A 22,774-nucleotide genomic window follows, 5' to 3' on the forward strand; every position below is an offset into this window, starting at 1 on the left:
CCTTGAACTTGCCGACGCTTCGTTGCGCCGGATGGCGAGAGTCATCCGTCGATCGCCCGTCGCGCTTCAGCGTGCCGGAAGGATCTTGCCGGGATTGAAGATGTTCTGCGGATCCATCGCCAGCTTGATCGCACGCATGGCGTCCAGTGCCTCCACACCCAACTCGGCCTTGAGGTATTTCTGCTTGCCCTGCCCGATGCCGTGCTCGCCGGTGCAGGTGCCGCCCATGGCCTGGGCACGCTCGACCAGGCGATGCATGAAGGCCTCTGCGCGCGCCACTTCTTCGGCATCGTTGCGATCACACAGCATCGAGCAATGGAAGTTGCCGTCGCCCACATGGCCAACAATCGGCGCCACCAGGTTCATGCGCGCGAGATCTTCCTCGGTCTCGGTGACGCATTCCGCAAGACGGGAAATCGGCACGCAGACGTCGGTGGCCGCCACATCGGAGCCCGGCCGCAGGCTTTTCACCGACCAGTAGGCGTCATGGCGGGCCTGCCAGAGCTTGGTGCGGTCTTCCGGTCGCGTGGTCCAGGTGAAATCACCGCCGCCGCATTCCAGCGCGATCTCGCGAAAATTCTTCGACTGCTCGGCGACCTCCGCCTCGCTGCCGTGGAATTCCAGCAGCAACAGCGGCGTCTCCGGCAGCGTCAGTTTGGAGTAGGCATTGCAGCAGCGGACCTGCGCCTCGTTGAGCAGTTCGATCCGGGCCAGGGGAATGCCGGTCTGCACCGCCAGGATGGTGGCCTGGCAGGCGCCCGCCACCGTCGCGAACGAACAGGACGCTGCGGCAATGGTGTCCGGAATGCCGCGCAGCTTGATGGTCAGTTCGCTGATGATGCCCAGCGTGCCTTCGGCGCCGACGAACAGATGGGTCAGGTCGTAGCCGGCGGAGGATTTCTTGGCGCGCGTGCCGGTTTTGATGATCTCGCCGTCGCCGCGCACCACCTTCAGCGCCAGCACGTTGTCGCGCATGGTGCCGTAACGCACTGCATTGGTGCCGGAAGCGCGGGTCGAGGCCATGCCGCCAAGCGAGGCATCGGCGCCCGGGTCGATCGGAAAGAACAGCCCCTGATCGCGCAGATTCTCGTTCAATGCCTTGCGGGTGACGCCGGGCTGGATCACGCAATCCAGATCCTCGGCATGGACTTCAAGGATACGGTTCATGTCGCGCAGGTCGATACACACGCCGCCGGCCGCCGCGTTGACCTGGCCTTCCAGCGAGGTGCCGGTCCCGAACGCGATCACCGGCACGCCGTTGGCGGCACAAATCCGCACCACGTCCTGGATATCGGCGGTTTCCTGCGCCATCACCACCGCATCCGGCGGCTGGTTTGGCAGCCACGTGGTGGTGTGGCCGTGCTGTTCGCGCACCGCCTGCGAGGTCACCAGCCGGTTGCCGAACCGCGCGGCAAGCGCTTCGATGGTGGTGGCCAGCGCCGCCGGCTCAGGTCGTTTCTGATTATTGTTCATTGTACCCACGTCAGCCCCTCCGGGGACGCCCGTCCCTCCGGCGCGCGGGACCGTGACAAAGGATGTATATGGGGTCAAGTGATGATGAATTGCCGGAGTGGGGATAGCCGATGACGAACGCGACAATGCCTGACGACCTGCTGCTACAGCCGGTGCCCTTCCTGTCGTCGGTGATGGCCATTGAACCGCAATGGATCGACTATAATGGCCATCTCAACATGGCCTATTACAACGTGCTGTTCGACCGCGCGATCGACGAACTCTGGCTCAAGCTCGGGATCGGCCCCGCTTACATGAAAGCACGCGGCGGCTCGACATTCACCGCGGAATGCCATGTCCGCTACCTGCGTGAGATCCATCTCGGCGATCCCGCGCAGGTGTCGATCCTGCTGGTCGCGGCTGACGACAAGCGGCTGCACACGTTCGAGGAATTGCGCCACGCCACCGAAGGATGGGTGTCGGCGACCTCGGAAAACATGTCCATCCACATGGACATGAATGCCCGAAAAGTCGCGCCATTCCCGTCGGATATCCGCGCCAACATTGCGGCGCTGGCGAACGCCCATCAGGCGGCGCCGCGGCCCGAGGGAATCGGCCGCAGCATCGGGATGCCCGCGAAGAAGTAGCGACCGCTAGGCCCGGGTTCGACCGCGGACCAGACCGACAACGGCCGAAACCAGAAACAGCACGATCGCGACGAAGAAGATGATCTTGGCGATCTCGATGGAGGCTCCGGCGACGCCGCCAAAGCCCAGAACACCGGCGATCAGGGCGACGATCAGAAACGTGACAACCCAGCCGAACATGGCACAACCTCGAATTTTCGTTCTGTTGAACGCGGCCTGAGCGCCGCGCGTCGATCGTGAAAACAAGCCGCAACGGGAGCGAAAGTTCCCTGCCTGTGGTAGGCCGATGGGCCGAGCGCAAGCGCCGGCAGCCGGCTCAACCGCATCTGGCCCTGCCCCGACGCGGGAAAACTCTGTCAACTCGCCGCTTCGCCCCCTATATGCCTGTGACCCCTGCTATGAAGGCTCCCCTTCACGGCCCCGCGGTGCCATCGTGGGAACAAGACGATTCGCATGACCGAGCCCTACAAGACGCCCTCCAACGATCTCCCTGCCTACCAGCCGGCGGCGGGCGGCATTGGCGCGCGTGCACGCGCCCAGGCGGCGCCGGCCCAGTACCTGGCCGGCCTCAACCCCGAGCAGCGTGATGCCGTCGAGACCCTCGATGGTCCGGTTCTCGTTCTGGCAGGCGCCGGCACCGGCAAGACCAAGGTGCTGACCTCGCGGATCGCGCATATCCTGACCACCGGCCGCGCCCGGCCCGCCGAGATCCTGTCGGTGACCTTCACCAACAAGGCGGCGCGCGAGATGAAGCACCGCCTCGGCCTGATGCTCGGCCAGGCCGTCGAAGGCATGCCGTGGCTCGGCACCTTCCACTCGATCGGTGGCCGCATCCTGCGCATCCATGCCGAACTGGTGCAACTGACCTCGAATTTCACCGTGCTCGACACCGACGACCAGATCCGGCTGCTCAAGCAGTTGCTGGCGGCCGACAACATCGACGACAAGCGCTGGCCGGCGCGGATGCTGGCAGGGCTGATCGACGGCTGGAAGAACCGCGGCCTGACGCCGTCGCAGGTGCCGGCCGGCGAGGCCGCCGTGTTCGGCAACGGCAAAGGCGGCAAGCTCTACGCCGCCTATCAGGCCCGGCTCAAAACCCTCAATGCGGCCGATTTCGGCGATCTGCTGCTCGAGGGCATCCGGCTGTTCCGCGAACATCCCGACGTGCTCCGGCAGTACCAGCAGCGCTTCAAATACATCCTGGTCGACGAATATCAGGACACCAACGTCGCGCAATATCTGTGGCTGCGGCTGCTGTCGCAGACACCGGGTTCGCAAAGCCATGCCCCCATCCTTCGAGACGCCGCGCTTCGCGCGGCTCCTCAGGATGAGGGCGCAGAGACCGTTGCCGACACACACACCGAGTTGTCCCCTCACCCTGAGGAGCGCGGGCGAGGCTCGCGCGTCTCGCAGGATGAGATGACGCCATCGACGGCGCGACTCAAGAACATCTGCTGCGTCGGCGACGACGATCAGTCGATCTACGGCTGGCGCGGCGCCGAGGTCGACAACATCCTGCGCTTCGACCACGATTTCCCCGGCGCCAAGGTGATCCGGCTGGAGCGCAACTATCGCTCCACCGGCCATATCCTGGCCGCCGCCTCACATCTGATCGCGCATAACGAAGGCCGGCTCGGCAAGACGCTGCGCACCGAGGATGTCGCCGGCGAAAAGGTCACCGTCACCGGCTGCTGGGATTCCGAAGAGGAAGCCCGCACCATCGGCGAGGAAATCGAGGATCTGCAGCGCGGCGGCCACAAGCTCAACGACATCGCCATCCTGGTGCGCGCCTCGTTCCAGATGCGCGAATTCGAAGATCGCTTCGTCACCCTCGGCCTGCCCTATCGCGTGATCGGCGGCCCGCGCTTCTATGAGCGCGCCGAGATCCGCGATGCGCTGGCCTATCTGCGGGTGATCAATTCGCCCGCCGACGATCTGGCTTTCGAGCGCATCGTCAACACGCCGAAGCGCGGGCTCGGCGACGCCACCGTGCAGATGCTGCACGACCACGCCCGCAAGCGGAAGATCCCGCTGTCCGAAGCTGCCCGTCTCGTGGTCGACACCGACGAGATGAAGCCGAAGGCGCGCGGCAGCCTGCGCGAGTTGATGATGAACTTCGAGCGCTGGCGCACGCAGCGCGATACCATCACCCACACCCAGCTCGCCGAGATCGTGCTCGACGAGAGCGGCTACACCGAGATGTGGCAGAAGGACCGTTCCGCCGACGCAGCCGGCCGGCTCGAGAACCTCAAGGAACTCGTCCGCTCGATGGAAGAATTCGAGAACCTGCAAGGGTTTCTCGAACATATATCGCTGGTGATGGATCGCGAGGGCGGCGCCGACGAGGACGCGGTGTCGATCATGACGCTGCACTCGGCCAAGGGGCTGGAATTCGACAACGTGTTCCTGCCGGGCTGGGAAGAAGGCCTGTTTCCGCACCAGCGCGCGCTCGACGACCAGGGCCGCGCCGGACTGGAAGAAGAGCGCCGGCTGGCTCATGTGGGGATCACCCGCGCCCGAAAACGCGCCAAGCTCTATTTCGCCACCAACCGGCGCATCCATGGCACCTGGAACACGACGCTGCCGTCGCGCTTCCTCGACGAATTGCCGGCCGACAATGTCGAGATCACCGAGTCCAAGGGCGGCAACAATTGGGGCGGCAACAGCGGCTACGGCCCGTCGCGCTTCGACAATGTGGAATCCTTCGGCTCCACCTATTCGACGCCCGGCTGGCAGCGCGCCCAGGCCAACAAGTCGCGCAACAAAGGCGGCGGACAGGCCGGCGGCGGCTTCAACGAAAGCCAGTCGCCGTTCTCGTCGTCACGCAGCGACGCGCCGGGCAGCGGTTTCTCCCGCGGCAGGAACGGCCCGATGACCATCGAGGGCGAACTGATCGCGAAATCGACCGGCACCGAGTCGGCATTCACGCTGCAGGATCGCGTCTTCCACCAGAAGTTCGGTTACGGCGCGGTGACCAAAATCGACGGCAACAAGCTGACGATTGCGTTCGAGAAAGCCGGCGAGAAGAAGGTCGTCGACAGTTTTGTCGAGCGGGTGTGACGTGCGGGTCTACATCGCGTTGATTCAAAAGGACTCCGGCGGCACTTTTCGCGTGTCGTTTCCCGATTTTCCAGGCCTTGTCACCGCTGGCGACAGTCTCGATGAAGCGATCGAAGAGGCCGAAGAGACTCTTGAATCCGTGGCAGGGGACTGGACAAATCCGGACGGCACTACCGATCTTCCCATACCGCGCACCATTGAACAGTTGCAGAACGATCCGCAATTTTCGGATGCAGCAGATGGCGGCACGATCGTCGAAATTGACTACGACGCCGCAGAATAACTGCAAATCTGCCATGTCTGCGATTGCGCGCCCCCTTTCGCGTTCCTATGTACTGACACCGTGCCCGGCGCGGTCGTCCCGATTCAAATCGACAAGCACCCCATGCCCCCCATCATCTCCATATCCAGCCTAACCAAGAGCTATGCCTCGGGCTTCACCGCCCTGAAAGGCATCGATCTCGACATCAACCGCGGCGAGATCTTCGCGCTGCTGGGGCCGAACGGCGCCGGCAAGACGACGCTGATCAGCATCATCTGCGGCATCGCCAATGCGACGTCCGGCAAGGTGGTTGTCGACGGCCACGACAATGTCGGCTCGTTCCGCGCCGCGCGCCAGCTGATCGGCCTGGTGCCGCAGGAACTGCACACCGACGCCTTCGAGACGGTGTGGGCCACGGTCTCCTTCAGCCGCGGCCTGTTCGGCAAGCCGAAGAACCCCGCTCATATCGAGAAGGTGCTCAAGGACCTGTCGCTGTGGGACAAGAAGGACAGCAAGATCGTCACTCTGTCCGGCGGCATGAAGCGCCGGGTGATGATCGCCAAGGCACTGTCGCACGAACCGCAGATCCTGTTTCTCGATGAGCCCACCGCAGGCGTCGATGTCGAACTGCGCAAGGGCATGTGGGAGGTGGTGCGCACGCTGCGCGCCGCCGGCGTCACGGTGATCCTGACCACGCACTACATCGAAGAGGCCGAGGAGATGGCCGACCGCATCGGTGTCATCAACAAGGGTGAGATCATCCTGGTCGAGGAGAAGAACGCACTGATGCAGCAGCTCGGCAAGAAGCGCCTGAAGCTGCACCTGCAGGGCAAGGTCACGGCGATTCCGGCGAGTCTTTCGGCGTATCATCTCGAGCTTGCCGCTGACGGCGAACAGCTGATCTACACCTACGATACCAAGAGCGAGCGCACCGGGATTACCAGCCTGCTGAGCGACCTGCGCGAAGCCGGCATCCGGTTTTTCGATCTCGACACCACACAGAGTTCGCTGGAAGATATCTTTGTTAGCCTGGTGAAAAAATGAGCATGAACTTCCGGGCCGTCAAAGCCATCTATCTGTTCGAAATGGCGCGCACCTGGCGCACCGTGCTGCAAAGCATCGTCTCGCCGGTGATTTCGACATCGCTGTATTTCGTGGTGTTTGGCGCCGCCATCGGCTCGCGCATCACCTCCATCGAAGGCGTCAGCTACGGCACCTTCATCGTGCCCGGGCTGGTGATGCTGTCGGTGCTGACGCAGAGCATCTCCAACGCCTCGTTCGGAATCTATTTCCCGAAGTTCACCGGCACCATCTATGAGCTGCTGTCGGCGCCGGTGTCCTATGTCGAGGTCGTACTGGGCTATGTCGGCGCAGCCGCCACCAAGTCGATCCTGCTCGGTCTGATCATTCTGGCCACTGCCGGGCTGTTCGTGCCGCTGCACATTCTGCATCCGTGGTGGATGCTGACTTTCCTGGTGCTGACCGCGGTGACATTCAGCCTGTTCGGCTTCATCATCGGCATCTGGGCCGACGGCTTCGAGAAGCTGCAGGCGATCCCGCTACTGGTGGTGACGCCGCTGACGTTTCTCGGCGGCAGCTTCTATTCGGTGAGCATGCTGCCGTCGGGCTGGCGCACCATCACGCTGCTCAATCCGGTGGTCTACCTGATCAGCGGCTTCCGCTGGAGCTTCTACGAGATTTCCGATGTCAGCGTGGTGCTTAGCGTTTCGGTGACGCTGTTCTTCCTGGCGGCCTGTATGATCGCCGTGTGGTGGATCTTCAAGACCGGCTACAAGCTGAAGAACTGAGACCGAGCAGCCGGCGATATAAAAACGGCCCGGATCATCCGGGCCGTTTTGCTTTAAATCAGCTTAAAGATTAACGACGATAGCAGTGGAAACGATGACGCCTGTCGTAGTAGCCGCGGCACTCGCGGCTACGCCCTTCGGGAATGCCGAGCACACCCTTGACGCCGCCCACAGCTGCACCGACCCCCAAGCCGAGCGCGCCGCCGACCACCCCGCCAACCGGACCGGCCGCCCGGTTACCCTCACGAACGCCCTGACGAGCGCCTTGATCGGCTCCGCGAATGACGCCTTGTGCCTGCGCCACATGGGGAATTGCCAGCACCGCGAGCACGCCCGCCAGCATTGCGAGTTTAGCCACGACCGGGCTGGCGGACAGGATCGATGTCTTGGTCTTCATGTTGAATTCCTCTGGATGACCACGTTCGTTCAATCACCGCGTGGAACTCAATAACGGCAAAGTGACTGATTAGTTGCACTGACGCAGATCAATTTTACGACGCTAGGCCGGACCGGTTTTCTGCCCCCGCGGCGCCATAGGAAAGCCGTCCGGGACATTAACGATGCACGAAACTGTCACTGGAACTTGATCGCGCCGACATGCATATAATGGCGGGGTGATATTGCAGTGCAGAATGGCCGGAGGCCGAAATACAATGCGTTCGATGTTTGCCGCTCTGGTCGGCCTGGCCTGTTTTGCTGCCGCGACCACTGCTGAAGCCAAAATCGCGATCACCATCGACAAGGATGTCCAGCAGATGACCGTCGCCGTCGACGGCGTCGAAAAATATCGCTGGCCGGTCTCGTCGGGCGACGTCGCGCACGAAACGCCGAACGGCAGCTTCCGCACCTTCCGCATGGAGGAAGACCACTACTCCAAGGAATTCGACGACGCGCCGATGCCGAATTCCATCTTTTACCAAGCAGGGCCACGCCATCCACGGCACCGACTCGGTGAGCCGGCTCGGCACCCCGGCGTCCCATGGCTGCGTGCGCCTGTCGCGCGAGAACGCCGCGACGCTGTTCGCGATGGTCAAAGCCGACGGCGTATTGAACACCACCGTCACCCTGACCGGCTCGGCGCAGGTGGCGATGGCGCGCAACCCGCGACCGGCCAAGCCGTCCGCCGTCGCGCGCCGCAACGTCGCGCCGGTCGAGCCGTCGTTCGATGCCGCCGGCAATCCGGTCGAACTGGTGCCGCAGCCCGTGATGCCAAACCGTCGCATCGTGCGTCCGGCACCGCAAATGGCTGATGACGGCTACATCTATCCGGCCGACGGCAACGACAATGGCCAGCGTTTTCCAGCCCCTCGCGGCTATCGCCGCATGACCGAGGCCGAGACCCAGCAATATTACGCCAGCCGCGGCTACGCCCAGCCCTACCAGCCGCAGGTCTATGCGCCGCGGCCGTACCAGCCTCGCGGTTTCTTTTCCTCAGACTACTGAGGCCGGCGTCGACTTGACCCGAATTCATTTAGTCATCTATATGACTAAATGAATTCGGATCAACGACTACCACTATACCAGCAGCTGCGCGATGCCTTCGCCACAGCGATTTCGAATGGCGAGTGGCGCGCGGGCGAAGCCATTCCGTCCGAGAGCGAACTGTCGCGGCTGCATTCGGTTGCGATCGGGACTGTCCGGAAGGCTATCGACCAACTGGTCGCCGAAGGCGTGCTGGATCGCCGGCAGGGCCGTGGCACCTTCGTCAAACGCACGCGCTTCAATGCCTCGATGTTCCGCTTCTTCCGTTTTCAATCGGAGGCCGGCGAACGCCGGATTCCGGAGAGCCGGATTCTGCGCCGTGAAGTTCTGCAGGCGCCGTCCGCCGTCGCCTCGGCGCTGCGGATCGGGCCGAACGACGAGGTCATTCACCTTTCGCGCCTGCGTCTGATCGACGGCACCCCGCTGCTGGCGGAGGACATCTGGCTGCCCCGCGCGCGCTTTGAAAAGCTGCTTGGCCTTGCCGAAGCGGATTTCGGTGACCTGCTGTATCCGCTCTACGAGGAATGCTGCGGCGAGGTGGTAACCACGGCGGAAGAGACGCTGACCGTCGAGACCGCCGATCCGCTGAAGGCCCGCCTGCTGCAGCTCCAGCCCGACGCACCGCTGATCGTCATCGAACGCCTCGCCTTCGATCTGACGCACCGTCCGCTGGAGTGGCGGCGCTCGCGCGGGGCCGCCAACAAGTTTCGCTATCACATCGAGATTCGATGAAACGTCACGCCGAGCCGAAAACGGCCGGCGTCAATTGGGGAGAAAACCGTGTCGAACTGGTACCAAGAGAGCTCGCCCCCGAACGCAAGACGTTCTGGGCATGTTTCATGGGCTGGGCGCTCGATGCGCTTGACGTCCAGATGTTCAGCCTCGCCATTCCCGCCTTGATCGCCAGCTTTGCGATCAGCAAGACCGAAGCCGGTCTGCTGGGATCGGTGACACTATTCGCGGGCGCCTTCGGCGGCTGGATCGCCGGCGCATTGGCGGACCGCTACGGCCGGGTCAAAGCGTTGCAGATCACCATCCTGTGGTTTGCGCTTGCCACCTTTGCCTGCGCCTTCGCGCAAAGCTACACGCAGCTGCTCGTGCTCAAGACGATCCAGGAATCGGCTTCGGCGGCGAATGGGCCGCTGGCGCAGTTCTGATGGCGGAAATCATCCGCCCGCAGCATCGCGGCAAGGCACTGGCCTCGGTGCAAAGCGCCTGGGCCGTCGGCTGGGGAGCGGCCGTGATCCTCGCCACGTTCGTGTTCATGTATCTGCCGGCTGACATCGCATGGCGCGCCATGTTCGCTGCCGGGCTGCTGCCCGCGCTGCTGATCTTTTATGTCCGCCGCGGCGTGCCCGAGCCGGTACGGACTATTCCTGCGGCCGGACAAGGTCCGTCGACGTGGACCATCCTGTTCGGCATATTCAAGCCCGAGGTGTTGCGGGCAACGATGATCGGCGGGCTGTTCGGCATTGGCGCGCACGGCGGCTACGCCGCTTTGACCACCTTCCTGCCGACGTTTCTGCGCGAAGAACGCCATCTCTCCGTGCTGGGGACCGGCGGCTATCTCGCGGTCATCATCGTGGCTTTCTTCTGCGGCTGCATCGCCAGCGGCATTCTCAGCGACCGGCTCGGCCGCCGCACCAACGTCAGCTTTTTCGCGGCCGCCTGCGTGGTGACCGTGCTGGTCTACGTATTCGCGCCGCTGACCAACACCGAAATGCTGATCCTCGGCTTCCCGCTCGGTTTCTTTTCGGCTGGCATCCCCGCCAGCATGGCGGCGCTGTTCAGCGAACTATACCCTGCCGGCGTGCGCGGAACCGGCGTCGGCTTCTGCTACAATTTCGGTCGCATCGTCTCCGCCGGATTTCCGATCATGGTCGGCTATCTCAGCCAGCATGTCGGACTTGGGGCTGCGATTGGTATCGACGCCGCCTTTGCCTACTCTCTCGTTCTGATCGCCGTCCTGCTGTTGCCGGAGACCCGCGGCAAGGCCCTGTCCGACACCGCCCCGGTGACCGCCGGGCCGCTGAATGCAGGTGCGCGATGAGGAACATCTGTCCCGATGGCACGGTCAACCGGCGCCTTTTGTTGAAAGCGGCTGCCACGACTGCCATAGCCCTTGCCACCTCACCGGCGGCCAGGGCCGCCCCAACGAAACCGATCATGATCGATACACACTCCCATGTCTTTCACCGTGGGCTGAAGCTCGCCGACGCCCGCAGATATGCGCCCGCTTATGATGCCCCGCTGGATCTCTATCTTCGTCAGCTCGACGACAACGGCATCACCAACGGCGTGCTGGTGCAACCAAGCTTCCTCGGCACCGACAACTCGTATCTCGTCGACTGCCTAACGGCAGCGAAAGGACGGTTGCGGGGCATCGCCGTGGTCGATCCGGAGGCCAGCACCAATGACCTCAAGCTGCTGAACGAGTCCGGCGTGGTCGGGCTACGCCTGAACCTCGTCGGGAAACCGCTTCCCGACTTGGAAACTCCGCTGTGGCGCGGCTTGCTGGACAAGGCGCACAAGCTGCAATGGCAGGTCGAGGTGCAGCGCGCCGCGGCCGATCTCCCCGCGCTGGTCTCGCAACTGCTCAATTCAGGCGTCGATGTGGTGATCGACCATTACGGCCTGCCCGATTCACAGTCGGGCATTTCCGATCCCGGTTTCGTCGCGCTGACAAAGCTCGGTGCGACGCGCCGGCTCTGGGTCAAGATTTCCGCGCCCTATCGCACCGGCGCCGACGGCAAACGCATTGCCCGCGCCGCCTACCCGGTGCTGCGCGACGCGCTCGGACGCGATCGCCTGCTATGGGGCAGCGACTGGCCGCACACCCAGTTCGAGGGCTCGCAGAATTACGGCAAGACCCTCGCCTTCTTCACCGACATGGTGGGGAACGCGGAGGATCGCGCGGCAATCCTGCAGAATCCCCGGGGGCTTTTCCGGTTCGGCTAGTTCTCCCCATCCCGCAGCCGGCGCCATACCGCGCCGAGCACGTTGGAATAGTCATCGGTCCAGACCCGCTGGTTGTCCGCGGCCTCGGTCAGCGCCCACTTGTCCGACGATGCCAGCGTGCCGATATCGGCGGGCTCGCGCGCCGATATCACGACATTGGTCGAGAAGATGTACTCACTGTCACGACCGGAATCCTCATTGAACACCCAGCTCTTGAGATCATTGGCGTCGGCGATGCCGACCACGACGCTGGCCAGTTCGAGATGCCGGTTCGACACATGCATCACCACCGCACCCTGAGGCGCCAGCTTCTCCTTGTAGATTTCCATCGCTTCCTCGGTCGCGAGGTGGATCGGAATCGCATCGGATGAATAGGCATCGACGATGATCAGGTCATAGACGCCGTCCGGCTCCCTGGCGAAGGTCAGCCGCGCATCGCCGATCACCGGCTTCATGTCCGGTTCGCAGCGCTGGATGAAGTTGAAATACTTCGGATCGCGCGCGGTATCGACCATCGACTGGTCGATCTCGAAGAATTTCCAATCCTCGCCGGGCTGCGAGGCGCAGGCCAGCGTGCCCGAGCCCAGCCCGATCACGGCGACACGCAGCGGCGCCCCTTGCGCGCGCGCAGCGCGGTGATCGCCTGACCGATGCCGCCATCCTTGTGATAGTAGGAAATCGGCTCGGGCCGGCCGGTCACCGGCGTGCCGTCGTCGTTGAGAAATTTCTCGGCGCCGTGGATCGTGGTGCCGTGCATCAGCACGTGATACTGGCCGTTCGGCGTCACCACGATCTTGTGCACGCCGAAGAAGCTGCGCACCGTCTCGACGCGGCCATCGTCGGACGGATAGAAGCGGATCAGGGCCAGCGCCAATAAGGTGACGGCCAGCAGCTTGAAGCGATCGGCGCGTGCCAGCAACGCGAGGATCATGCCGAGCACCGCAATGACGCTGATCACATAGACCCGCTTGTCATCGACCCAGGTGAACGTCTTGCCGCTGGAATAGGAGATCGCGATCAACACGAACGCGACAATCGCCAGCAACGGCCAGTACCATCGGTTCCAGTGGTGCAGACGCTCCTCGCTGGACGGACGGCACAGCACGGCCAGCGCGACCAGGATCGGGTATTCCGCGATCCATGAGAACGTGAACGGCGCGATCAGGCCTGCGAACAAGCCGCCGACCATGCCGCCGAACGACAGCGCCACATAGTAGCCGGTGAGATACTTCGCCGCCGGGCGCGCTTGCGCCAACTCGCCGTGGCAGGCCATGGCGATGATGAAGAAGCACAGCAGATGACCGCCAAGCGTCAGCAGCAGGTTCTGCTCGCCGCCGACCGCCAGCAGCACGATGACACCGGCGATCGCCAGCGGCTGCAGCAACAGCATCCATTTGTGGGGCAGCAACGGGCGCGACTGGAACACCAGCACCCAGGTCAGCAGATACAGCGACAACGGCAACACCCACAACAACGGCGCGGCGGCCACGTCGGTTGAGATGTGCGCGGTGACCGCGATCAGCAGGCCGGACGGCACCGCCGCCAGAAAGATCCAGCGCGCGGCCAAGGCCCATGTCGGCGCCGGCGCATCGACCTCGTCCGCCGCATCGGCGACGAAGACAAAAGCCGGCGAGCGCAGCAGCAACACGCCGCAGCCGGCGATCAGCAGGATCAGCAGGCCGTAGCCGCCGGTCCAGATCATGTTCTGGGTGTGCAGCGAGAACATCGGCTCCAGCAGCACCGGATAGGACAGCAGCGCCAGGAAGCTGCCGATGTTCGACGAGGCATAGAGGAAATACGGATCATGGCCCTGAGGATGGCCGGTGCGCACGAACCAAGCCTGCAGCAGCGGATTGTTCGCAGCCAGCGCAAAGAACGGCAGGCCGATCGACACCGCGAACAGCCCGAGCAGCCAGAACGCATAGCCGCTCGATGGCGGCTCGCCCCAGCCCGCGGCAATCGACAGCGGCAACGTCAGCAGCGCCAATGCCAGCAACGCCAGATGAATCGCCACCGGCCAGATCCGGCTGCGAAGCTGCATCAGATAATGCGCATAGGCGTAGCCACCGAGCAGCAGCGACTGGAAGAACACCATCGCCACCGACCACACCGCCGGCGAGCCGCCGAGCCGCGGCAGCACCATCTTGGTGAACAGCGGCTGCACCGAGAACAGCAGCAGCGCGCTGGTGAAGATGGCGGCAGTATAGACCACCAGCAGCAGGCGGTTGCGGGACGTGGAGGCCGGATCGGCGGCGGCGGGCAACGACGAATTCATGAAAGCTCCGGCTGGGATTCGGCGGGCGTAAGGGCTTCAGAATCCGGCAGGACGCCGGGCGCCGGAATGGAGCATAGGTTACCGTATCCGGCAATGCGGCGCCGATGGAGCCGAAAACATGCCGGCCCCCTTGTGCGCAACGTCGCCGTCTTCGATAAAGACCGCAGGATGAACCTTTGATGAAGTTCCCAACGAATGTCTGACGCCTCTGACATCGACGTTCTGATCATCGGTGCCGGCCATAACGGCCTCACCTGCGCGGCCTATCTCGCCATGAGCGGGTTGCGGGTGAAGGTGGTGGAACGCCGCGCCGTGGTCGGCGGCGCCGCGGTGACCCAGGAGTTTCATCCCGGCTTCCGCAATTCGGTGGCCGCCTACACCGTCAGCCTGCTCAATCCGCAGATCATTGCCGATCTCAGGCTGCACGATCACGGCCTCAGGATCGTCGAGCGCAAGGCGCAGAATTTCCTGCCGGCACCGGACGGCAGCTATCTGCTGACCGGCGAAGGCCGCACCCAGCAGTCGCTCGCCAAACTCAGCGCCCGCGATGCCGGCCGTCTTAACGCCTTCACCGGGGAACTCGAAGTCATCGCCGACGTGCTGCGCGCCTTCGTGCTGCGCGCGCCGCCGAACCTGGTCGCGGGCTTTGGCACCCGCAGCATCCATGAAGTCATCAACGCGCTCGGCACCGCCAACGTGCTGCGCGGGCTGACACTGGAGCAGCAGCGCATCCTGCTCGACCTGTTCACCTGCTCAGCCGGCGAGATGCTCGATGACATCTTCGAGAGCGAGCTGATCAAGGCGCTGTTCGGCTTCGACGCCATCGTCGGCAACTATGCCAGCCCCTACGCCGCCGGCTCGGCCTATGTGATGCTGCACCATGCCTTCGGCGAGGTGAACGGCAAGAAGGGCGTGTGGGGCCATGCCATCGGCGGCATGGGTGCCATCACCCAGGCCATGGCCGCTGCCGCGCGCAGCCACGGCGTGGCCATCGAGACGATCAACGGCGTGCGCGAAGTGCTGGTCGAGGGCGACCGCGCGGTCGGCGTCATCCTCGACAACGGCGAAAGCGTTCGTGCCAAATACGTGGTGTCGAACGTCAATCCAAAACTGCTCTACACGCGGTTGATATCGGCCGACGCCCTGCCGCCGCCCTTCCTCGCGCGCATCAAGAACTGGCGCAACGGCTCCGGCACCTTCCGCATGAATGTGGCGCTGAGCGCCCTGCCTTCCTTCACCGCGCTCCCCGGCAAAGGCGATCATCTCAGCGCCGGCATCATCCTGGCGCCGAGCCTGGCCTATATGGACCGGGCCTGGAGCGACGCGAAGCAGCATGGCTGGAGCAGGCAGCCGGTGGTCGAACTGCTGATCCCCTCCACCATCGACGACTCGCTGAGTCCGCCCGGCCAGCACGTCGCCAGCCTGTTCTGCCAGCACGTGGCGCCAGAGCTTCCGAACGGTGCGTCGTGGGACGATCATCGCGCGGAGGTCGCCGACCTGATGATCGCCACGGTGGATTCCTACGCGCCAGGTTTCGCCGGCAGCGTGGTTGGCCGCCAGGCCCTGACCCCGCTCGACCTCGAGCGCGATTTCGGGCTGCTCGGCGGCGACATCTTCCACGGCGCGCTGAGTCTCAACCAGCTGTTCTCGGCGCGGCCGATGCTCGGCCACGCCGACTACCGCGGGCCGCTGAAGGGACTCTATCACTGCGGCTCGGGCGCCCATCCCGGCGGCGGTGTCACCGGCGCGCCCGGGCACAACGCGGCCCGGACCATCCTGCGCGATCACCGGGCGCTGTTCGCATAAGACTGCGCGGTTATTCCGGTTTCTCGGTCGGCTGACAGTGTCCGTGGCCCGGAACGACAGCCTGGGGACAGCCCTGTGGAAAAGCCTGTGGGTATCCGATGGAGAACCCCGGGAGAACCCCGGGAGAACCCCGGTACGTCCCTGTTGAAAACCCTTGCATGAACAGCGAATAACCGGTGAACACAGGCATCGCGCCCAACCTGCCGGACCACCTCATGACCGCCACCATCACCCCCGCGACCACCCGCGCCATTTTCGCCATCGGCGACGAGCGCAGCGCCAAGCATGTGGTCGACCTGCTCACCGAGAGCTTTTTCGAGGGCCAGGCGGCGATCGCCGCGTTCGAACGGCCGGACGGCCGCTGGGACATCAGCGTGCATTTTGCCGAGCCGCCGGACCAGGACGCCATCCGCGATCTCGTTCAGCTGGCCGCCGGCGACGCGGTGGTCGAGAGCATCGTGTTCGACACGGTGGAGGCCAAGGACTGGGTCAAGGCCAGCCTCGAAGGACTGGTGCCGGTGCGCGCCGGGCGTTTCATCGTCCATGGCGCCCATGACCGCGCCAGCGTGCCGCCGAACAAGCTGGGCATCGAGATCGAGGCGGCGCTGGCGTTCGGCACCGGCCATCACGGCACCACGCGCGGCTGCCTGCTCCTGCTCGATCATGTGCTGAAGTCGAAAGCGCCGGCCCGCATGCTCGATCTGGGGTCGGGCACCGGCGTGCTCGCCATCGCCGCCGCCAAAGCCACCCAGCGTCGCGTGCTGGCCAGTGACATCGATCCGATGGCCACGCGCGTCGCGCGGGAGAATGCCCGGCTCAACGGCGTCGGCAATCTCGTGGAGTCGATCTGCGCCACCGGCTTTTCGGCGCCGCAGTTTGCGGCGCGGGCGCCGTTCGACCTGGTGCTGGCCAACATCCTCGCCAACCCGTTGCGTCAAATGGCAACGCCGCTGGAGGCGCATCTGGCCCCGAACGCGATGGTGATCCTGTCTGGGCTGCTGCTGCCGCATACGACAGGGGTCATCGCCGCCTACCGGGCGCGCGGACTGGTGCTGTTGCGCCATCTGCGCGTGGAGGGCTGGAGCAGCCTGCTGATGCAGCGGGCCGGCTGAGGGCTATTCAGGGGGCTTATAGGCCGAGCCGGTCTGGCTCTGCTGCTCGACCCGTTCGGCGCGCTGGATGCGGGCCTCCACAAAACGGCCGAGCACCCGCACGATGACGCCACGTTGTTTCTGCTCGACTGGTGGGATGGGGCCGCGGCGCACCGGCGGCGAGATTTTCTCGAACGTAAAAGCAGGCATCGTGTATCCCCTCTTCGTTGAGTTGAAACACTCGGCAGGAATCAGACCCGCATCGTGAACGCATGCCGGAGCGGGATGTTCCATCCGGTTGAACGCTAGTGCAATATTGCAAGCATAAGTTATGCCAGCTTCCTGCAACCCTGCCCCTCGATTGCCGGGTCCGCGGGGCGACCATAGGATGACCAGCGATGTTCGAAGCTCATTTCCAGACATTCGAGGAGCCCGAAGGCGGCGTGGCGCTGACCGCGCGGCTGGCCGCGTTTCGCGAGGAATTGCTGCGCCGGAAGCTGACGGGCTTCGTGATCCCCCGCGCCGATCAGCAGCAGAACGAATATGTCGCGCCGTCCGAAGAGCGGCTGGCGTGGCTGACCGGCTTTACCGGTTCGGCCGGCATGGCAATGGTGCTGCTCCATGAGGCCGCGGTGTTCGTCGACGGCCGCTACACCCTGCAGGCCGCCAAGCAAGTCGACGGCAAGGCCTGGAGCGTGCAGTCGCTGGTCGAGCCGCCACCGGAAAGCTGGCTCGGCGAGCATCTGGCAGCCGGCGACCGCCTCGGATTTGACCCCTGGCTGCACACTTCCGCGGCAGCCGAGCGGCTGGCGGCGGCCTGCGCCAAGGCCGGGGCCGAACTGGTCGCGGTCGACAGCAACCCGGTGGATTCGGTGTGGAGCGAGCGCCCGGCGCCGCCGATCGGGCCGGTTACGATCCACGGCCTCGAATTCGCCGGCGAGTCCGAATCCGACAAGCTCGGCCGGATCCGCGCCGAGATCATCAGGCTTGGCGCCGATGCGCTGGTGCTGTCGGATTCCCATGCGGTGGCCTGGACCTTCAACATCCGCGGCGCCGACGTCTCGCACACGCCGCTGCCGCTGTCCTATGCGCTGGTGCCGAAGGATGGCCGCCCCTCGATCTTCATCGATGCGCGAAAGCTCTCCAATAGCGCGCGCGCCCATCTCGAGGCCAATGCCACGGTGGAGGAGCCGGAGGCGCTGACCGCGGCACTCACCACGCTGGCCGAGCGCGGCGCGGCCATCGCGCTGGACAGCGCGACCGCCGCCGATGCGCTGAGCCGGCTGGTCACTTCCCATGGCGGACGGCCACTGCGCGGCAACGATCCGGTGGCGCTGCTGAAGGCCAGCAAGAATCCGATCGAGATCAAGGGTACGCAAACTGCGCATCGCCGCGACGCTGTGGCGCTGGTCCGGTTTCTCGCCTGGGTCGACCGCGAGGCGCCCAAGGGCGCGCTGACCGAGATCGACGCCGTCGAGGCGCTGGAGACGTTTCGTCGCGACACCGGCGCGCTCAAGGATGTCTCGTTCCCGACCATCTCCGGCACCGGGCCGAACGGCGCCATCGTGCATTACCGCGTCACCCGCAAGAGCAACCGCCGCATCGCGGTCGGCGACCTCTTGCTGATCGATTCCGGCGCGCAGTATGAGGACGGCACCACCGACGTTACCCGCACCATCGCCGTGGGCGAGCCGACCGCGGAAATGCGCGACCGCTTCACCCGCGTGCTGCGCGGCCACATCGCCATTGCCCGCGCGGTGTTTCCCGACGGTACCTCCGGCGCGCAGCTCGACAGTTTCGCGCGCCAGTTCCTGTGGCAGGCCGGCCTCGATTTCGGCCACGGCACCGGCCACGGCGTCGGCAGCTACCTCTCGGTGCATGAGGGGCCGGGCCGGATCTCCAAGCTCGGCACGGTGCCGCTGAAGCGCGGCATGATCCTGTCCAACGAGCCCGGCTACTACAAGACCGACGGCTTCGGCATCCGCATCGAAAATCTTGAACTGGTGGTCGAAGCGACCATCCCCGGCGCCGAGCAGCCGATGAACGCCTTTGCGACGCTGACGCTGGCGCCGATCGATCGCCGGCTGATCGACCTCGCTTTGATCAATGCCGACGAGCGCGCCTGGATCGACGACTACCACGCCCGGGTCAAGCGCGAGGTGCGCCCGCTGCTCGACGACGAGGCCACACGGGTCTGGCTCGATGCGGCAACAGAGCCGCTCCCGCAGTAGCCAACACGAAAGAATTCTGCCCACGTGAACTACAGCCCGCCCCCGCCCGCTCCCATCGTCGAGGTGATCGACCATTCCAGATCGCGGGTGATGCTGCTGTTGCTGGTGGCGATGACCGGCGTGGCGCCGATCTCGCTGTACATGCTGGTGCCGGCGCTGCCGGAACTGGCGCGGGTGTTCGGCCGCGACATCTCCATCGCGCAGATGACCGTGTCGCTGTACATGGTCGGCCTCGCCTTCTCTCAGCTGATCATGGGGCCGCTGTCGGACCGCTTCGGGCGCCGCCCGGTGCTGCTCGCCGGCCTCTGCCTGATGGTGCTGGCCGGCGTCGGCAGCATCTTCGCCGAGACGCTGCCGCAACTGATCGCGGCGCGGTTCTTCCAGGCGCTCGGCGGCGCCACCGGCATGGTGATGAGCCGCGCCATCATTCGCGATCTCTATCCGCGCGACCGCGTCGGCGCGATGATCAGCCTGGTGATCGCGGTGATGATGATCGCGCAAATGCTGAGCCCGCTGGCCGGCGGCCTGCTGGAGACCGGGCTCGGCTGGCGTGCGATCCTCTATGTCATCACCGCCGCATCGCTCGCCGTCATCGTCGGCATCGCCGTGCTGCTGCCGGAAACCCGGCGCGTCAGCGACAACGTGTCGGGCGCGGGCTTCGTCGCCGACGTCAAGGTGCTGACCGGGAGCCGCGCCTTCATCGGCTACCTGCTCTGCTACGTGATCGCTTCGTGGATCATCTTCACCTTTGCCGGCGGAGGCCCTTATGTCGTCGTCACCCAGATGGGCCGCACCTCCGCCGAATACGGCGCGTGGTTTGCGACATCGGGCCTCGCTTATCTCCTGGGCAACCTGTGCTGCGTGCGCTTCGCGCCGCGGCGGAGCATCGAGCACCTGATCTGGTTCGGCCTGACGCTGCAGCTCGGCGGCGCCCTGCTCAATGTGGTCTGGGGCCTCACCGGCCTGAACCAGCAGCCGGCCTGGCTCTTCCTCACCCATATGATCGTGATGTTCGGCAATGCCTTCGTGATGTCGAACTCGGCCGCCGGCGCGCTCAGCATTCGTCCGCAATCGGCCGGCTCGGCGTCCGGCATGATGGGTTTCCTGCAGATGGGCCTGGGGGCGCTGTGCTCACAGTTCGGCGCCTGGCTGGGCGGCAATTTCGCCACGCCGGTGCCGCTCAACATCGCTTTGGTGGTGCTGTCCTGCGGCTGCGCCGCCTGCATGATCCTGCTGGTACCGCGCGGCGGCGCGGTGGCGACGGAAGAACTGATCGAGAAGGTCGAGGAGGAAGACACCGGGCTTTTGTAGCACGGCCTCGCTCACCCCTTGGTAAACTGCCGGAAGTCCGGCTCGCGGTGAAACCAAAACTCGTAGCCGGAGACGTTTTTCTGCATGGCGACGTCGTGGATCGGCTGGTTGAGCGGCACCATCGGCACGTCGCGCATGCACAGCGAGATGAACTCCTTGACGGTCTTGTCGTACTCCGCCGGATCGGTCGTGAAGCGGGCTCTGTCGATCAGCGCGTCCATCGCCTTGTTCTGGTACGAGGAGATGTTGAAGATCGAATTGTTGCCGTGGAAATTCCAGAAGAAGTAGTATTCCGGATAGTCGAGCCAGCCGCTGAAGCGGTTCAGCGCCATCGGCAGCTCCTTCTTGTTGAGCGTGGTGCGCCAGTTGGCGCCGGGGATCTTCTCGATCGCCGCCTTGATGCCGATCTTGGCGAGGCTCTCCTGGATCAGCAGCACGGTGGGCTCGCCGACCGTCGCGGTGCCGGTGTCGAGCGACAAAGTCGTTTCGAAACCGGATTCCAGTCCGGCCTCCTTCATCAGCGCCTTCGCTCTGTCGAGGTCGGTGACATAGGGAAACGGCTGCGGCCAGACCGGTCTGGTGACCTCCGCCGGACCGCCATGCATCGGCACCGCGCGGTTGAAGAACGCGCTCGACTGGATCTGCTCGTAGGGCATCGCCCAGGCCACCGCCTGGCGCAGCTTCACATTGTCGAACGGCGGCTTCGCGGTGTTGAGCGCGACGTACCACAGCGCGTTGGGAATCGGCACGCCGGACACCTTGACTTTGGCGTCCTTGATGATCTGGTCGAAATCGCGCGGCGCGAAGCCGCTGGAGAAATCGGCATCGCCGCGCTCGAGCATGGCGCGGCGGGTGCCGGCCGAGGGCACGTCGCGGGCGATGATGCGCCTGATCTTCGGCAGCGGGCCGCTCTTCCAGTCGTCGAAGCGCGCGAAGATGGTCTCGGTGCCGGGCTTCCAGCTCTCGATCCGGTAGGCGCCGCCGCCGGCCTCGTTGTTGCGCAGCCACGCCAGCGCCCACGGATCCTCCGCCGTCGCGTTCTTCTTCGCCAGTTCGGAGTTGATGACGAACGGCACCACCACTGCGACGTTGAACAGCAGCATCTTGTCCTTGCGGATGTAGTCGATGCGGAAGGTGTGATCGTCGACGGCCACGAACTGTTCAGGCTTCTCCAGCGAGCCCGCCGACATCTGGAAGGTCGGGAAGCCGCCGACCTTGACCGCGCGGTCGAACGACCATTTGACGTCCTTCGCGGTGACCGGCGTGCCGTCATGGAATTTCGCGTCGCGGCGCAGCTTGAAGGTGCATGACATGCCATCGGCCGCCACCTCCCAGCTCTCCGCCAGCTCCGGCGTCAGCTTCTCGCGGTCGTAGGACGGCGTGCCGTCGGGCAGCGTCTTGGCGGCGTAGCTCAGCAGGCGGTCGTAGCAATTCCACGACAGGCCGTTGACGGTCTGGTTGGAGCCGACGCCCTGCATGTCCAGCGAGTTGGGGCCGAGCTCCTGCACGATCAGCAGCGTCTCGGCGCGCGCTTGCGCATGCACCTCGCGCACCCCGAACGTCGCCGCCGACGCGCCGGCCAGCGCGGTATGCAGGAAGTGGCGGCGGTTCAGGGCGATGGTGCTGATGGACATGGCGGGGAATTCCTTGAGATGAAGGTGACGACAATGGCTGAGATGTGAGCAAGGGCTGTGCCAAGAGGTGAGCGATGCCGTTGCGGCTCTCGTTCCCCCGGACGCGGTGCAGCGCGCCGCCTTTTGGCGGCGTGGTGCGCCTCAGATTCGGGGCCGTCACGGGCGCCGGCGGCTGGGACGGTACCGGGTCTGCGCAGCAACGTGGCGGCGATGCTGCGCATCGCCTGCGCTGCAGCGCGCCCGGGACACGAGAAGTCCGCATCCGTGCAACGCGCGATTTCGAATTTCGGATTCAGTTGTCAAACAGCCAAGCAACGACATCCCCGCGGCGCCGATGCGCCCGGGGTTTGCTGCATTCCGTCCCCCTCGAAATCGAGAGGGCGCGCGGAATGCCGGGTGCCCGATGCACCCATGGGCTCGTGTGCAATGGTAGAAAGCACACGAGGCTTGCCACGGTCACACCGGACTGATCCGGCGTTCCGCGCGCAGTGGTGTTAACGGCTTATTGCGTGCTCTCCCCGGCGGCCGACACGCTGTCTCGTCGCCGTCGCGCCTGGCACGGGCGGGCCGCGGACGGATTGCCGCAACACGCGCCGCCTGGCGCTTGGCGCTCACGCGGGGCAGCAGGACCACACGCCTTCGCCGTCCGCGCAGCGCCGTCGTCCACGCGGTGTCCGGATCTCACGGTACCCCTGCGGAGCCCGCCGCCCTGATCCGACCTTCCGCGCCGAACGCTGCCGCGTCCACCGCACCCCGC

16 protein-coding genes and 4 pseudogenes are annotated in these 22,774 nt (G+C 64.8%); 14 read left to right on the top strand and 6 right to left on the bottom strand.

Features of this window, described 5'->3' with window-relative positions:
- Positions 1-66: 66 nt before the first annotated feature.
- Positions 67-1,473: an FAD-binding oxidoreductase gene (locus tag ONR75_RS24485; RefSeq protein WP_413776383.1), complete on the bottom strand. Its 1,407-nt coding sequence runs from the start codon at positions 1,471-1,473 to the stop codon at positions 67-69.
- A gap of 110 nt (positions 1,474-1,583) precedes the next feature.
- Between ONR75_RS24485 and ONR75_RS24490 the strand changes: the two genes are divergently transcribed.
- Complete coding sequence (locus ONR75_RS24490; RefSeq protein WP_265079535.1) at positions 1,584-2,099, top strand: thioesterase family protein; 516 nt, start codon at positions 1,584-1,586, stop codon at positions 2,097-2,099.
- Positions 2,100-2,105: 6 nt separating this feature from the next.
- On the opposite strand, the gene ONR75_RS24495 is transcribed toward ONR75_RS24490, so the two are convergent.
- Positions 2,106-2,279 (bottom strand): DUF1328 domain-containing protein, encoded by a 174-nt coding sequence (locus ONR75_RS24495; protein ID WP_265079536.1) that lies wholly within the window; start codon positions 2,277-2,279, stop codon positions 2,106-2,108.
- A gap of 273 nt (positions 2,280-2,552) precedes the next feature.
- Between ONR75_RS24495 and ONR75_RS24500 the strand changes: the two genes are divergently transcribed.
- From ONR75_RS24500 to ONR75_RS24515, 4 genes are all read left to right on the top strand, one after another.
- On the top strand, positions 2,553-5,159 hold the full coding sequence (locus ONR75_RS24500; RefSeq protein ID WP_265079537.1) for an ATP-dependent helicase: 2,607 nt from the start codon (positions 2,553-2,555) through the stop codon (positions 5,157-5,159).
- Between the two features lies 1 nt (position 5,160).
- Positions 5,161-5,442, top strand: a complete 282-nt coding sequence (locus ONR75_RS24505; RefSeq protein WP_265079538.1) for a type II toxin-antitoxin system HicB family antitoxin — start codon at positions 5,161-5,163, stop codon at positions 5,440-5,442.
- 102 nt (positions 5,443-5,544) lie between these two features.
- The gene (locus ONR75_RS24510) at positions 5,545-6,465 is read left to right on the top strand and encodes an ABC transporter ATP-binding protein (protein ID WP_265079539.1); all 921 of its coding nucleotides are present in this window, start codon (positions 5,545-5,547) and stop codon (positions 6,463-6,465) included.
- A gap of 2 nt (positions 6,466-6,467) precedes the next feature.
- Entirely contained in the window at positions 6,468-7,229 is a 762-nt protein-coding gene (locus ONR75_RS24515; RefSeq protein ID WP_265083784.1) for an ABC transporter permease, read from the top strand.
- Positions 7,230-7,299: 70 nt separating this feature from the next.
- Here the strand turns inward: ONR75_RS24515 and ONR75_RS24520 are convergent, their stop codons facing one another.
- Positions 7,300-7,626, bottom strand: a complete 327-nt coding sequence (locus tag ONR75_RS24520) for a hypothetical protein (protein ID WP_265079540.1) — start codon at positions 7,624-7,626, stop codon at positions 7,300-7,302.
- Between the two features lie 358 nt (positions 7,627-7,984).
- Here ONR75_RS24520 and ONR75_RS24525 point away from each other — a divergent pair.
- From ONR75_RS24525 to ONR75_RS24540, 5 genes and pseudogenes are all read left to right on the top strand, one after another.
- Positions 7,985-8,672: pseudogene (locus ONR75_RS24525) on the top strand (L,D-transpeptidase).
- Positions 8,673-8,720: 48 nt separating this feature from the next.
- A pseudogene (locus ONR75_RS32575) lies at positions 8,721-8,876 on the top strand (GntR family transcriptional regulator); the annotation flags it as partial.
- Between the two features lie 84 nt (positions 8,877-8,960).
- Positions 8,961-9,443, top strand: a complete 483-nt coding sequence (locus ONR75_RS24530; RefSeq protein WP_320109757.1) for a UTRA domain-containing protein — start codon at positions 8,961-8,963, stop codon at positions 9,441-9,443.
- Between the two features lie 140 nt (positions 9,444-9,583).
- Positions 9,584-10,761 (top strand): annotated as a pseudogene (locus ONR75_RS24535) (MFS transporter).
- A gap of 116 nt (positions 10,762-10,877) precedes the next feature.
- Positions 10,878-11,669: an amidohydrolase family protein gene (locus ONR75_RS24540; protein WP_265079542.1), complete on the top strand. Its 792-nt coding sequence runs from the start codon at positions 10,878-10,880 to the stop codon at positions 11,667-11,669.
- Here the strand turns inward: ONR75_RS24540 and ONR75_RS24545 are convergent.
- Positions 11,666-13,944 (bottom strand): annotated as a pseudogene (locus ONR75_RS24545) (spermidine synthase). The gene ONR75_RS24540 and the pseudogene ONR75_RS24545 sit on opposite strands and share 4 nt — an antisense overlap.
- A gap of 195 nt (positions 13,945-14,139) precedes the next feature.
- On the opposite strand from ONR75_RS24545, the gene ONR75_RS24550 reads away from it, so the two are divergent.
- Both ONR75_RS24550 and ONR75_RS24555 read left to right on the top strand, forming a co-directional pair.
- The gene (locus ONR75_RS24550) at positions 14,140-15,750 is read left to right on the top strand and encodes a phytoene desaturase family protein (protein ID WP_265079543.1); all 1,611 of its coding nucleotides are present in this window, start codon (positions 14,140-14,142) and stop codon (positions 15,748-15,750) included.
- A gap of 215 nt (positions 15,751-15,965) precedes the next feature.
- Positions 15,966-16,862 (top strand): 50S ribosomal protein L11 methyltransferase, encoded by an 897-nt coding sequence (locus ONR75_RS24555; protein WP_265083785.1) that lies wholly within the window; start codon positions 15,966-15,968, stop codon positions 16,860-16,862.
- A gap of 3 nt (positions 16,863-16,865) precedes the next feature.
- On the opposite strand, the gene ONR75_RS24560 is transcribed toward ONR75_RS24555, so the two are convergent.
- A complete protein-coding gene (locus ONR75_RS24560; RefSeq protein ID WP_265079544.1) occupies positions 16,866-17,051 on the bottom strand; it encodes a hypothetical protein in 186 nt (61 codons plus the stop codon).
- A 188-nt stretch (positions 17,052-17,239) separates the two neighbouring features.
- Between ONR75_RS24560 and ONR75_RS24565 the strand changes: the two genes are divergently transcribed.
- Both ONR75_RS24565 and ONR75_RS24570 read left to right on the top strand, forming a co-directional pair.
- Entirely contained in the window at positions 17,240-19,072 is a 1,833-nt protein-coding gene (locus ONR75_RS24565; protein WP_265079545.1) for an aminopeptidase P family protein, read from the top strand.
- 90 nt (positions 19,073-19,162) lie between these two features.
- The gene (locus tag ONR75_RS24570) at positions 19,163-20,383 is read left to right on the top strand and encodes a multidrug effflux MFS transporter (protein WP_265083786.1); all 1,221 of its coding nucleotides are present in this window, start codon (positions 19,163-19,165) and stop codon (positions 20,381-20,383) included.
- An 11-nt stretch (positions 20,384-20,394) separates the two neighbouring features.
- On the opposite strand, the gene ONR75_RS24575 is transcribed toward ONR75_RS24570, so the two are convergent.
- Positions 20,395-22,017 carry an ABC transporter substrate-binding protein gene (locus ONR75_RS24575; RefSeq protein ID WP_265079546.1) on the bottom strand — a complete coding sequence of 541 codons (1,623 nt, stop codon included), beginning with the start codon at positions 22,015-22,017 and terminating at the stop codon, positions 20,395-20,397.
- Positions 22,018-22,774 lie beyond the last annotated feature (757 nt).

The organism is Rhodopseudomonas sp. P2A-2r (assembly GCF_026015985.1).
Classification (GTDB): Bacteria; Pseudomonadota; Alphaproteobacteria; order Rhizobiales; family Xanthobacteraceae; genus Tardiphaga.